This window comes from Cellvibrio sp. OA-2007 (genome assembly GCF_000953825.1).
In the GTDB taxonomy this organism is placed as follows: Bacteria; Pseudomonadota; Gammaproteobacteria; order Pseudomonadales; family Cellvibrionaceae; genus Cellvibrio.
The window spans coordinates 321,355-333,656 of record NZ_BBUL01000020.1 but is presented as its reverse complement, the minus strand read 5'-3'; the positions used below and the strand labels follow the sequence as shown (position 1 = coordinate 333,656).

Genomic DNA, 12,302 nt, shown 5'->3' with positions numbered 1-12,302 from the left:
ATTAACCTGGCAATGGGCCGCATTTAGCGGTTAGCAATTGATGCAAAATCGCTGGCGATTCAAAACACATCTCATTTTTGGCCATGTCGACGGCAACCTGAATGGTATAGCCTTTGGTCAAGCGCTCACCGGTTTTTACATCGCTAATCACATAATCTACTTTCAAGCGATATTCCCACTCGCGCAGTGAACACTGCACCCGCACCCGCTGACCAAAATGCAGCGGCTTGATGTATTTAATGCGCATATCAATAACTGGCCAGGCATAACCGGAATCGCGCATCGCCTGATAACCATAATCAAACGAATCCAAAAACTCACAGCGCGCCACTTCCAAATATTTCACATAGTGTCCGTGCCAGGCGACATGCATGGAGTCCACATCGTGAAACGGCACCAGAATATCGGTTGTGGTTGTGTACATAACAAAAAAATCCGGCGGTTTAACGCTGATGCGTAGAAAAATGACGGTGCAATAATACGGGGATGCGCGGCAACATGCCGAAAAATAAACGGGTGTGCATCCAGCTGATGCGCACATTGTCTTTGATGACATCGAAGTGCGAGGGCATATCATCCTGATACAAAATATCCGTGGGGATATTTTCCACTGCTAACCCCTGCCAATACAAACGCACCAGAATATCGGTATCAAAATCCATGCGCGCGCCGATTTTTTTGCGCGCCAGTAATTCCATGGTGGGCACCAGCGGATAGAGGCGATAGCCGCACATGGAATCTTTAATGCTGCGCGACAAGGTATTCACACACACCCAAAAGTCAGTCAGTTTGCGCCCACTACGACGCGAGCGCGGCATGGCCTCGTAACTGCGCCAGCCACTAATAACTGCGAGGGGGTGTTGTTGGGCGCAGGCGAGAAATTTTGGCACATCATCCAAATCGTGCTGGCCATCGGCATCGACTTGCAATGCATGGGTAAAACCCTGACGCTGCGCCAGTGCAAAGCCCTTGCACACCGCCGCGCCTTTGCCTGCATTGTGCGGCAGGCGCAACAAGTGCACATCGGTATTGTGCGCGGCAAGCTGATCCAACAACTGCGCACAACCTGCTTCACTGCCATCATCCACCAGCAGCACGGGCAAATGATAGTCGCGCAAACGGGCGACCACGGCGGCAATTTTATGCGGATGATTAAAGACCGGGATTACCACGCAGGGTTTGAAATCCAGTTCGCCGGGGGATGGGTTCATTCGCGCACAAGCTCCGCGGGATAAATCAAGCGACCTTGGGAAAACAGCAGCTCCCGCACGCCAGCATCGTTATGCACAGCATCAAATGTGCGATAAAAACGGAAATCGACCGAGTTTTTACCCGCGTCATAAATCAGGCTGAGTTGGAGCGGTGTATTGGGGCTGATGGGGCAGGTGAACTTTAACCGCTCGACGCGCATCACCGGTTCTTGGAGCTGTAGAAACTCCTGCGCATAGTGCACCGCCCAGTCGAGCTGGACAACACCGGGCAGTATAGGGAAATCGGGGAAGTGACCGGCAAAACCGGCCAGCTCGGGCGTTACCAGAAGCTGCGCATCGACATGCCCCTGCGCCACTTTGACATCGATCAACTCTGGCCGCCGCGCCACCGCAATCGGTGTATTGGCGACCACGGTTAGGTCTCGCTCGCTTCGGTGAGGGCTTCGGCCTCTTCTGGGCGATTGAGCAGGTCGAACACCGCATCAACCACGTCTTGCACGGTGCGAACTTGTTTAAAGTCGCTCGGCTGGATACGGCGGCCGGTAAATTCCTTCAATTTTACGGTGAGGTCTACGGCGTCAATGCTATCGATATCCAAGTCTTCGTAAAGATTGGCATCGGGGGTAATAGCATCGGGCGCTATTTCAAATAGGGAAACCAGTGTTTCTTGTAAAAATCCGTATATTTTTTCTTTGCTGTACATAGCGACATCTCGATATTTATTCTGCTGAAACCCTTGCTGGCGTAACAGATGCTGGCAAAAGCGGTTGCCTTGTTCCCCTCCAAAACAAGGCGGGCAGTCTACCAGAAGCGCTGCCGAATGCCCAACCGCTCCACAGAAGCTGGAGGCTAAACATGTTAGTGGGGCTTGCTGGCGACAATCAGGATTTCGGTAGGTTCGGTATTGTGCAGACCAATACCAATTTTTTGCGCCATACCCAAACAGCGGCGCGACCACCAGGGGCGCGAGGTTTGAACATCCTGCTCGCCGAACACAAAACCGTTGCTGCGCACCAGGTCGATATAACCCTGCGCATCCTTTTGTGCCATCTGCGGGTGACGAAACAACAGGCGCACCGGCACGGAATTGATAAACGAGCGGCAGGATTCACCCACCAGCAAAATTCCACCCGGACGCAGCAGGCGATAAAACTCTTGCAGGGTTTCCTGCTGTTGGCTGGTGTGATGCAACAGCTGGTGGCACAGGATAATGTCGAAGGATTCCGCCGCCAAGGTCGGCGCGCTGGCATTGGTGTGCTGGGCGGTGCAGGGAATTGCCAATTGGCTGGCCGCATTAACGGCTTTTTTTACCTGCTCTGCGTCTATATCGATACCGGTAATTGCCGCTGGCTGAAAGTGCTGTGCCAGCAAACCAAACGCCAAACCCTGCCCACAACCTGCATCCAAAATCCGCGCCTGCGCTGGCAACCGCTCGCCCAGTAGCGCCTTAAAATCGACAATCGCCTGGGACAACACATAGCGATACCAGGTGTGGGTGCTTAAAAACCAACGCCCGAAACGGGTTTCACGCACCCAGACAGTTTTTTGGTTAGGTCTTGTGGCGGCTGGGTTGGTGGTGGACATAGATCTGGGACGGCTCGGATAAACTATCAATGCTAGAAAAAGGCGCTAAGGCTCCGTGTGGCGGCATGATAATCTATTGACGATTATTCTGACTACCGAAGAAAACCCTAGGGTTTTGCACCAAAAACACCGGCGACTTCCGATGAAAAACCCTATAAAACGCATTCTCGACCCGAGTATAGAATCCTTATCCCTGACGTTTTTTCTGCTCTATATCCACCTCACCGATATGCATACCCGCGCAGATTGGCTGCTGCCTTATCTGTTGGCCAGCGCGGCTGGCTTGGGGGCGATGGCCTATATGCGCTGGCGCGGCTTAATCCTCAATCGTCTCTTTGTCGGTATCACCCTGTATTTTTGCAGCGGTTTGGCGGGCTTATTAAGCGGTTGGGATTGGCTTAATGACCACTATGGCGAGTTGGGTGCAGTGGCGATGCTCGGCTGGATTTTACTGGCGGGATTGATCGCCAGCTGGGCCAGCCCTCATGGATTTTTGGGGGTCAGATCTGCGGGTTATTTTTCGATCCGCGGCGGATCATTTTTATTACTGTTTGCCGGAGTGCTGGCGACGGCAGCAGCGGCGAGTTTTATCGGCAATAAATTATTCGGTGAGTGGCTGCCGTTTATTTTTCTGTTTTCAATGCGCAGCCTGCTGCTGCAACTGGACAAAAAACTGCTCAGCGCACCGGCAACTGCTGCGTAATTAGCTTGGCTGCAACTGCCGGGTGACTAGCTTGATTGCAACTGCCGGGTGAATAGCTCGATCAAATCGCGGGTTAACTGACGCGCGGCCATGCTCTGCATCTGCCCATCGGCCATATAGGGTGCGGTGGCGACATCGGGTAAGACACTGATGGTGTAATGCGGCGGCTGGGCGCTGATCTCATACCACTGCTGATTTTTTAACAGAGTCGCCGGCTCACAGCGAATCACTACTGGCGTCATCGCCATTCCTGCACTCAGTGCCAAATTGGATGGCCCGCGATGAAACACTAAAGGTTGGCCAGGTTTGGTGCGCGTCCCCTCCGGAAAGATAATCAATGAATGACCGGCCTTAAAGGTATCCACACAGCGGTTATACAAATCAGGATCGCTATTACTCACATAATTCGCCGCACGCACCGCCATAGCGGTAAACGGGTTGCGCCATAAGCTGGCTTTCACCACACAGCTGGCATCGGTCAGCCCCATCAAAAACACCACATCCAATAATGAAGGGTGATTGGCAATAATTAACTGCCCTGGGCGATGCAACTGCTCAACCCGGTGAAACTCATAACTGAACAGCCCCAAGGCACGCAATACCCGCACATAATTGCGAAAGACCAAGGCGATAACACGCCGGGTCGCGCGCGCGCGGCGCATCTTGTTCACCGGCATAAAATACAGCACCGGAAACACACTGAGCGATAACACCACCCCTCCGAGACCAAACAGCGCAAAACCTATGCCGGTCGCGGGCACACGCCAAGCACGCGACAAACGCAACCGCCGCCACCAGCTAAGGGGAGTGCTCAGGCTGAGAGATTCCATATTCCATCTATCTCCAGAAGTAGGTCGGCGCGGCAAATATCCGCTGCCACATAGACTACCGGCACCTGCGGATAAGCCTGTTCAATCCGCTGTTTGATCTCCGCCAGATCGCCGGCATTGCGCACATAGACCTTCAGCACTTCGGCCACTAATTGCGGCAAATTCCCTGCTTTGTTCGCGTATTGCTGCGCAACATGCGCCAACAACAAATCCAGATTCTCCAGTGTGACCGTAATCTGTTCCGTCAATTGATAGGGGTGCAAGGTGACAAACCCGACCACACTGGCAGTGCCAGAGACAAACAGTTTGGGCGCTTGCCCTGGCAGAGACAGCAAACTGGCGCGCGCAAACGATGGACTGCGCGGGCCATATTCAGCGGGATAGTGATAGGCACTCGCCTGACGTGGATTTTCAAAATGATGGGGAGCGGTTTTACTGGCGAGCGCGTAAATCAATAAATCGCCGCCGCGATGACCGAGGGCGCAGGCTGAAGGAAATTGGTTTTCGGCGATTTCGGCAGCGGCAAACGCGTCAAAGCGGCCCAAACAAAATTGGCGATAGCGCTCCAGACCCTGCTCTTCACCATTGATATCGGCAAAATAATTCCACACCCGCACCAAATGTGGATAAGCGCGCACCCGGGTTTGCTCCAGCAATTCGCGGTAGAGCCGCTCGGTGGTAGCAGCCAAACCCGCCGCATCCTGTTCATCGGCCCAGAGCGCCAACAGCAAATACTGATCGGTCTCCGCCCAGTAGCTGTGTGCACCATAACCACGGGTGACCGGTGAAGCGTCTACCGCAAATACTTCGCCCAGAATACTGCCGTCCAGCGGCAACAGCCCGGTACTCAGGCTCTCGCTACCCTTGTTATTTGCGCAGCGGGCATCCAGCCGAAAATTCGCCAGAGGCGTGCTAGAAGCAGCCTGCTCAGCAAGAGAATTGTAATAGCCGCATTTCAGCGCCACCGGGTTTACCACCATATCCATTTACTTATCACTCTTAAATCCAGCTGCATCGCCTGCAGGTTTTACATCTACCCAATTCAATAGGCGCGGATTATAGGAGGAAAAGTTCGCATCAATCCACGTGCTTTCCCGATTGTTGCCTGCAAATTTCTGCTGGTTTACCAAAAGTAACGCCGCCTTGCGCCTCTGCCAAGGCTCCCGTAAAGTACGCGCTTATTTTTTAGGGACTCCAAAATCATGACCAACAATGAACAGAATCGTTTAGCTCCACACCCGGTACTGCCGGACTATTACGGCAAAGCCGAAGACCGGCGCACCCGTGTTGATGAGATGTTTGACTCATCAGCGGAGCACTACGACTGGATCACTGATGTCATGAGTTTTGGCTCAGGCCGCATGTATCGCCGCCAAGCATTGTTGCGCGCTGGCATTAAAGCGGGCGACAAAGTATTGGATGTAGGCGCCGGCACCGGCGTGGTCTCCTGGCTGGCGCAGCAAATCGTCGGCGAAGAGGGCTTGGTGGTCGCGCTTGACCCAAGCAAGGGCATGTTGACCCAAGCCGTTAAACTGGGCGTTGAGCACACCTCTATGGGTCTGGGCGAAGCATTGCCCTTCCCCGATGACACCTTCGACTACCTCACCATGGGTTTCGCCCTGCGCCATGTTGCCGACTTGGGCGCCGCGTTTGCCGAATACCAGCGTGTACTTAAGCCGGGCGGCAAAATCCTGCTGCTGGAAATTACTCGCCCCGAAGGCAAAATTGCCACCGCATTTTTAAAGTTCTACCTCAAAATTGTGATCCCCAATTTGGCCAAGATTTTCCGCCGCAGCGCCGACAGCAAAGTGTTGATGCGCTACTACTGGGATACCATCGAACAATGTGTGCCGCCCGCGACAATCGTCGAAGCCCTAAAATCGACGGGTTTGGAGCAGAGCAAACGCGCCGTAGTGCTGAGCATTTTCAGCGAATATACCGGCATCAAACCCGCTCGCGCGTAATCGGTCGCACGTTGTAAAGGTCACATCAAAGGTAGTTAGTGAAATGAGTTCACACACACAAGAAGAATTGGAATTGGCGGCGCTGTTAATCGAGGCGTTGGATCTGGAAGACCTGGAGCCAGCCGATATCAACCCGGAAGCCCCCTTGTTTGATGCCAGCCACAGCGAAAGTCTGGGGCTGGATTCCATCGACGCGCTGGAAATTTCACTGGCCATTGCCAAGCACTACAAAGTGCAGCTCAAAGCTGACGATGAGAACAACAAGGCAATTTTCCACAGCCTGCGTTCACTGAGCAGCTATATAAACGTGCAACGTGCTTAACCGTGTTATCGCAATTGCCCTGATTGCGGCCTACCCACTGCTGGTGCATATCGCACTGGTGTTTGCAGTGCCGCAATTACTGTTTATTGCCCCTATGCTGTTTTTAGCCGGTGTCTGCTGGCAGGGTTTGGGCAACCGCAACAAAACTGTCTGGCTGGTGTTTGGCTTGCTGTGCACTGCGGTTGTGCTGCTCGAATATCTGGGTTTAACCCTGTATCTGCTGTTTCTGCCACCAATAATTATCCCACTGCTGCTGCTGTTTATTTTTGGCCGCACACTGCTTAACGGGCGCGAACCCTTGATCACCGCAATTGGCGAAGCTGCGCGCGGCCCTCTGTCGCAGGCGATGCGCAACTACACCCACAGACTCACACAGCTCTGGTGTATTGTCTTTGCAGTGATGATTCTCTGGTCGGCGATTTTGCCCTGGCTGGAGCAACCGGAATTGTGGTCCTGGTTTACCAATATCATTAACTATGGTGTGGTCGGGGTGTTGTTTGTAGGCGAGTTTATGCTGCGCAAAAAACTCTTCCCTACCCATAATCACCCGGGATTTTTTGAATACCTGCGCATTATCGCCCGTGCCAATATCCGCTCTTAAGGTGCTGTGTCATGTTAGCTTCCGGCTCCGCCTGCCCCGACTCTTCTGACCTGTCTGCGCTTCCCGCGCTGGCGCTCAATGCGCCGGTTGCCTTGATTGCACCCTATGTGCCGCAACAAACTCTGGTTATCCATAAAGAGCGGCAGATTTGCCAAGCCGAGTTTCTGCGCGATTTACAGATAGTATCCGCCGGTTTGCCCGACGCCAATTTTGCGCTCAACCTCTGCGAAGACCGCTACTACTTTCTACTGGGCTTTTGTGCGCTGCTGGTAAAAGGGGCGATTAATTTGCTGCCGCCCAATCGCCAACCGCTCACCCTCACCGAGCTGGCGCAGGATTATCCCGGCTGCTACTGCCTGTTCGACAAAGATCAGCCTTGCGATTTGCCCAGCATCAATCTCGCCGAACTGCTATCCAACACTGCACCGGAGACGACCGACACACCCGCACTGCCGCTGATTCCCGCCCAGCAAATTGCCGCTATCGCCTTTACTTCCGGCAGCACCGGTAAACCCCAGGCCAATGCCAAATGCTGGGGCACACTCGCGGCCACCGCGCGTTTACTTGGCCAGCGGCTGGGCGCTGATTTAATTGCGCCAACGATTGTGGGCACAGTGCCACCGCAACATATGTATGGCCTTGAAACTACCCTGTTTATGGTGCTGCAAGCAGGCATGGTGATGCACAGCGACAAACCGTTTTTCCCGGCCGATGTACAACAGCTGTTACAGCAGCTATCCAGCAAGGCAATACTGGTCACCACCCCGATTCATTTGCGCGCGCTGATTAACGCCGACTTACCTATGCCGCCACTGGCGGGCATTATCTCGGCGACAGCGCCCCTCGACCCAAGCCTCGCCCAAGCCGCCGAACAGTGTTTCCAAGCGCCGCTGTGGGAAATTTACGGTTGTACTGAAGCGGGCAGCATGGCCACCCGCCGCTCAACCCAAACTGCCGCATGGCAATTATTGGATGGCTTTCAATTAACGCTGACCGATACTGGCGCCTGCGCCAGTGCACCGCATTTGCAAGTGGATGCACCGATTCAAGATCAGCTGGAGCTGCAGGATGATGGCCGCTTCCTGCTCTGCGGGCGCAACGCCGATATGATCAATGTAGCGGGCAAACGCGCCTCACTGGCTAATCTAACCCTGCAGCTATTGCGTATTGATGGGGTGCAAGACGGGGTGATTTTTCTACCGCCGCCGTCATCCCAAGCGTCCAATAGCCAACAGGAAGCGCGCCCGGTCGCGTTAGTTGTCAGTGAATTGCCGGAAAAGACGATTCTAACGGCGCTGGCGCAGCGGGTAGATGCTCCCTTTTTGCCGCGCCCACTGCGCAAAGTCACCGCCTTGCCGCGCAATGAGACCGGCAAACTCACCGCCGCCGCACTGCATCAATTGTGGAACCAGCTACATGAGCAACGCTAAGACCACACAGGAATTGCGCTTGCCGATCCCCGGCGCGCACGCCTGTTATGCCGACCATTTTCCCGGCGCACCACTGGTGCCCGGTGCGCTGCTACTCAAGTGGATTATCGCGCTGCTGGCCAATGCCAACTTCGGGCAAGTCAATTACCTGAAACAGGTAAAATTTCTCGCGCCGGTACTGCCGGGGGATGAATTGCGCATTTGCATCACCCCCGGTACAAAGACCTTCACCCTTGCCGCCTATAAGGGTGAAACACCGGTGCTCAAAGGCCAATTCGAGTGTGTGCATGACTGAATCATCCACCAGCGCCAAACCATCAACCGCAAAAGGCTGGCAAACCCAGCAGGAGCGCGGCACCCCGTTTTTGCTCAACCTGCTCACTTGGGTGGCGTTGAATTTGGGGCGGCGAATGATTTTTGTGTGGCTGTGTGTGATTGTGTTTTATTACTTTCTGTTTGCCCGCAGCGCCCGCACTGCATCGCGCCATTTTTTACGGCGCGCGCGCCAGCGAACACCCAAGTGGTGGGAGATATACCGTCATCTGCTAACCTTTGCGCAGGTCGCGATGGATCGCATCTATTTTCTCGCCGGGCGCGAAGCCGAATTTGATGTCCACATCCACGGCAATCAATTGTTCGACGACTACAAAAATCGCGGCTGCTTTTTGCTCACCGCCCATATCGGCAGCTTCGATGCGCTGCGCGTGATGGGCATGGGTCGCCGCAGCGATGCTCTGCCCATTCGCATCTTGTTGGATATCCAACACAACGCCAATGTGATGCGCCTGCTAGAGAAGCTCGACCCGCAACTCGCCGCTGGCGTGATTGACGCGCGTACCCCCGCACCCGCGCTGGCGCTGATTTTGAGTGAAGCGATTGAGCAGGGGCACTTGGTCGGTATCATGGCCGACCGCTGCGCGCAGGGGGAGCGCAGTAGCACTGTCGACTTTTTCGGCGCACCGGCCGAATTTCCCGCCGGCGTCTGGCAATTAGCCGCGCTGCTCAAAGCACCGGTGATCAGCTGTTTTGGCGTTTACTCCGGCGCCAATCGCTACGATCTGCACTTTGAATTGATCAGCGAACAGCTAGGCACTAGCCGTCAGGATCGCACGGCGGCCATCGAAGTAGGTATGGCGCGCTACGTCGCGCAGCTACAGGATCTGGTGCATAAGCACCCCTACAATTGGTTTAATTTTTATGACTTTTGGCAAGATGAAACCTCTGCGCATCACTAATTACACCTACACCAGCTGTTTGGGTGCAGGCCTTAGCGCTAATTGGGAGGCTCTGCAAGCGGGTCGCTCCGGGCTGAAACCCTGCGACTTTTTCCAGATCAGTGATCTCGATACCTGGATTGGCGAAGTGGCCGATCTGGGCGATGCGCTGCCCGCGCGGCTGCTCGACTTTGACTGCCGCAACAATCGCCTCGCCTGGCTAGCCTTGCAGCAAGATGGGTTTTTCAGCGCGGCTGAAGCCGCTATCGCCCGCTACGGCGCGGCGCGGGTCGGGGTATTTATGGGCACCAGCACCTCCGGCATTCACCAGACCGAATTGGCCTACTTCGAGAATCAAGACCCGCTGCCCGACTGGTATAAGTACGGCACTACCCACAATGTGTCCTCGGTCGCTACCTTTATCCAGCAAGCGCTGGGCACCCAAGGGCCGGTGATGGCAATCTCTACCGCCTGCTCCTCCAGCGCCAAAGTATTCGCCTCGGCGCAGCGTGCTATCACCGCCGGCTTGTGTGATGCGGCAATTGTCGGCGGAGTCGATAGCCTGTGCTTGACCACTCTCTACGGTTTTCACGCCCTGCAACTGGTTTCGCCGCAAAAATGCCAACCCTTTGATCGCCAGCGTAGCGGCATTTCTATCGGGGAAGCCGGTGGTTTTGCGCTGCTTGAAAAAGGCGATGAAAGCGGTTTGTATCTGCTCGGCTACGGCGAGAGCGGCGATGCCTACCATATGTCATCACCTCATCCCGATGGCGCCGGTGCCCAATTGGCGATGAGTGCGGCGCTGCGCAAAGCAGGTTTAGCCCCTAACCAGATCGATTACATCAACCTACACGGCACCGGCACCCAAGCCAACGACAGCGCCGAAGCCAAAGCAGTAGAGCAGTTATTTGGCAATGCTACCCCTGCCAGCTCCACCAAAGGCTGGACTGGCCACACCCTGGGTGCGGCGGGAATAGTGGAGGCTTGTATCGGGCTGGACGCCATAGTCCACGGGCATCTGCCGCAAAACCTGCATCTACAGGAAGCCGACGAAGGCATGAATATCGCGCTATTGAAAGAAGCGGCGATCCAGCCGGTGACGCGTGTACTGAGCAATTCTTTTGGTTTTGGCGGCAGCAACTGCAGCCTGATTTTGGGGAGTTTGTAATGCTGGAATGCTATCTCAATGCTATCGGCCTCGCCGCTCCGGGCTTGCCAAGCTGGCAGGCCAGCACCGCCGTTTTGCAAGGGCAAGCGGCCTATGAACCCAGCCCACTGGAAAAATACAAACCCGAACTGCTGCCCGCCAATGAGCGCCGCCGCGCCACCGAACTGGTGCGCATGGCGTTTCGCGTATGTGAAGAATTGATGGCGGCAAGTGCAATACCCATGGCGGACTGCGCCAGTGTGTTTGCCTCATCTGGCGGCGACTACCCGATCATCGACCAGATCTGCCGCTCCCTGTGCGAAAGTGAACGATTAGTATCACCCACCCAATTCCACAACTCGGTGCACAATTCCGCCGCCGGTTACTGGAGCATCGCTACTGGCAGCCGCCAGCCATCGACCAGCCTTTCCGCCTATGACGACAGCTTTGCAGTGGGTCTGCTGGAAGCCATGTGCCTGTGCCAGCAGGAGCAATTGCCGACCCTGCTGGCGGTGTACGATATCCAACCGCCTTACCCACTCGGCGGCAAACGACTGATACCGGTGGAGTTTGGCGTGGCGCTGCTGCTCAGCCCCACTGCCAGTGAACACAGTCTCTCCCGATTGCAGCTCCAATCAACTGACACAACCGCGCCCAGCACTGCGGCACAACCGGCACTGGAAGCCTTGCGCTGCGCCAACCCTGCGGCGCGCAGCTTGCCGTTACTGGAACTTATTGCCCAAGCTAAATCCGGCTCGCTGGTATTTGCCTGTACCAATCAACAATCGCTGCAATTAGAGGTGCAGCCGTGTTGATGGATCGCGCGCAAATTGCCGCGCTGATTCCCCACGGCGATTCCATGTGTCTGCTCGATGAAGTTGTCGCTTGGGATGAAAGCCAGATCCACTGCCGCAGTAGTCAGTTTGCCAGCGCCGCCAATCCCCTCTTTGAAAATGAGCAATTAGACTCAGTGTTATTGCTGGAATATGGCGCCCAAGCCGCCGCCGTACACGCCGGACTATTGCAATCGCGGCTGGGTGAAGCCCGCCCCGCCTACATAGGTGCAGTTAAGGATGTTGAGTTCTTGACCGCCATCGCCGACAATTCCTGCGCGCTGGATTTGTATGCGCAATGTTTGCTCAGCAGCAGCCAGGGCGCCATTTATGAACTGGTGGCGCAGCAAGCCGGCAATACGCTGTTGCGCGGGCGCCTGATTCTGAGCCAACCGGAATAAACACCTCACTGTTTCATGCACCTCGTGTGTGAAGCAACCTGTTTGACATACTTACTAATCAA

General features: G+C 55.1%; 17 protein-coding genes. 10 read left to right on the top strand and 7 right to left on the bottom strand.

What is annotated here, in order from left to right:
• Nucleotide 1: 1 nt before the first annotated feature.
• From AWU77_RS01700 to AWU77_RS01680, 5 genes are all read right to left on the bottom strand, one after another.
• Nucleotides 2-424, bottom strand: coding sequence for a thioesterase family protein (locus tag AWU77_RS01700; RefSeq protein ID WP_062058268.1), 423 nt, complete (start codon nucleotides 422-424; stop codon nucleotides 2-4).
• Between the two features lie 19 nt (nucleotides 425-443).
• Nucleotides 444-1,211, bottom strand: a complete 768-nt coding sequence (locus AWU77_RS01695; protein WP_062058265.1) for a glycosyltransferase family 2 protein — start codon at nucleotides 1,209-1,211, stop codon at nucleotides 444-446.
• Nucleotides 1,208-1,624 carry a hypothetical protein gene (locus tag AWU77_RS01690; protein ID WP_062058262.1) on the bottom strand — a complete coding sequence of 139 codons (417 nt, stop codon included), beginning with the start codon at nucleotides 1,622-1,624 and terminating at the stop codon, nucleotides 1,208-1,210. The genes AWU77_RS01695 and AWU77_RS01690 overlap by 4 nt, the downstream gene beginning before the upstream one ends.
• 2 nt (nucleotides 1,625-1,626) lie before the next feature.
• Entirely contained in the window at nucleotides 1,627-1,914 is a 288-nt protein-coding gene (locus AWU77_RS01685) for an acyl carrier protein (RefSeq protein WP_062058259.1), read from the bottom strand.
• A 155-nt stretch (nucleotides 1,915-2,069) separates the two neighbouring features.
• Complete coding sequence (locus AWU77_RS01680; RefSeq protein WP_062058255.1) at nucleotides 2,070-2,795, bottom strand: bifunctional 2-polyprenyl-6-hydroxyphenol methylase/3-demethylubiquinol 3-O-methyltransferase UbiG; 726 nt, start codon at nucleotides 2,793-2,795, stop codon at nucleotides 2,070-2,072.
• Nucleotides 2,796-2,937: 142 nt separating this feature from the next.
• Between AWU77_RS01680 and AWU77_RS01675 the strand changes: the two genes are divergently transcribed.
• Nucleotides 2,938-3,498, top strand: a complete 561-nt coding sequence (locus tag AWU77_RS01675) for a hypothetical protein (protein WP_062058252.1) — start codon at nucleotides 2,938-2,940, stop codon at nucleotides 3,496-3,498.
• A 26-nt stretch (nucleotides 3,499-3,524) separates the two neighbouring features.
• Here the strand turns inward: AWU77_RS01675 and AWU77_RS01670 are convergent, their stop codons facing one another.
• Both AWU77_RS01670 and AWU77_RS01665 read right to left on the bottom strand, forming a co-directional pair.
• Nucleotides 3,525-4,328 carry a 1-acyl-sn-glycerol-3-phosphate acyltransferase gene (locus tag AWU77_RS01670; RefSeq protein ID WP_062058249.1) on the bottom strand — a complete coding sequence of 268 codons (804 nt, stop codon included), beginning with the start codon at nucleotides 4,326-4,328 and terminating at the stop codon, nucleotides 3,525-3,527.
• Nucleotides 4,310-5,314 (bottom strand): hypothetical protein, encoded by a 1,005-nt coding sequence (locus AWU77_RS01665; RefSeq protein ID WP_062058246.1) that lies wholly within the window; start codon nucleotides 5,312-5,314, stop codon nucleotides 4,310-4,312. Before AWU77_RS01665 ends, AWU77_RS01670 begins: the two co-directional genes overlap by 19 nt.
• Before the next feature lie 216 nt (nucleotides 5,315-5,530).
• Here AWU77_RS01665 and AWU77_RS01660 point away from each other — a divergent pair, with 216 nt between their 5' ends.
• The 9 genes from AWU77_RS01660 to AWU77_RS01620 are packed head-to-tail and all read left to right on the top strand — an operon-like array spanning nucleotide 5,531 to nucleotide 12,240.
• Nucleotides 5,531-6,292 carry a class I SAM-dependent methyltransferase gene (locus tag AWU77_RS01660; RefSeq protein WP_062058243.1) on the top strand — a complete coding sequence of 254 codons (762 nt, stop codon included), beginning with the start codon at nucleotides 5,531-5,533 and terminating at the stop codon, nucleotides 6,290-6,292.
• Between the two features lie 43 nt (nucleotides 6,293-6,335).
• Entirely contained in the window at nucleotides 6,336-6,614 is a 279-nt protein-coding gene (locus tag AWU77_RS01655; RefSeq protein ID WP_062058240.1) for a phosphopantetheine-binding protein, read from the top strand.
• Complete coding sequence (locus AWU77_RS01650; RefSeq protein ID WP_062058237.1) at nucleotides 6,607-7,215, top strand: hypothetical protein; 609 nt, start codon at nucleotides 6,607-6,609, stop codon at nucleotides 7,213-7,215. The genes AWU77_RS01655 and AWU77_RS01650 overlap by 8 nt, the downstream gene beginning before the upstream one ends.
• A gap of 11 nt (nucleotides 7,216-7,226) precedes the next feature.
• A complete protein-coding gene (locus tag AWU77_RS01645; protein ID WP_062058234.1) occupies nucleotides 7,227-8,645 on the top strand; it encodes an AMP-binding protein in 1,419 nt (472 codons plus the stop codon).
• Complete coding sequence (locus AWU77_RS20270) at nucleotides 8,632-8,940, top strand: hypothetical protein (protein WP_062058231.1); 309 nt, start codon at nucleotides 8,632-8,634, stop codon at nucleotides 8,938-8,940. Before AWU77_RS01645 ends, AWU77_RS20270 begins: the two co-directional genes overlap by 14 nt.
• Nucleotides 8,933-9,880 carry a hypothetical protein gene (locus tag AWU77_RS01635; protein ID WP_062058228.1) on the top strand — a complete coding sequence of 316 codons (948 nt, stop codon included), beginning with the start codon at nucleotides 8,933-8,935 and terminating at the stop codon, nucleotides 9,878-9,880. The genes AWU77_RS20270 and AWU77_RS01635 overlap by 8 nt, the downstream gene beginning before the upstream one ends.
• Nucleotides 9,843-11,027: a beta-ketoacyl-[acyl-carrier-protein] synthase family protein gene (locus tag AWU77_RS01630; protein ID WP_084617897.1), complete on the top strand. Its 1,185-nt coding sequence runs from the start codon at nucleotides 9,843-9,845 to the stop codon at nucleotides 11,025-11,027. Before AWU77_RS01635 ends, AWU77_RS01630 begins: the two co-directional genes overlap by 38 nt.
• On the top strand, nucleotides 11,027-11,821 hold the full coding sequence (locus AWU77_RS01625) for a beta-ketoacyl synthase chain length factor (RefSeq protein WP_062058225.1): 795 nt from the start codon (nucleotides 11,027-11,029) through the stop codon (nucleotides 11,819-11,821). The genes AWU77_RS01630 and AWU77_RS01625 overlap by 1 nt, the downstream gene beginning before the upstream one ends.
• Nucleotides 11,815-12,240 (top strand): hypothetical protein, encoded by a 426-nt coding sequence (locus tag AWU77_RS01620; RefSeq protein ID WP_152625220.1) that lies wholly within the window; start codon nucleotides 11,815-11,817, stop codon nucleotides 12,238-12,240. The genes AWU77_RS01625 and AWU77_RS01620 overlap by 7 nt, the downstream gene beginning before the upstream one ends.
• Nucleotides 12,241-12,302: the final 62 nt, after the last annotated feature.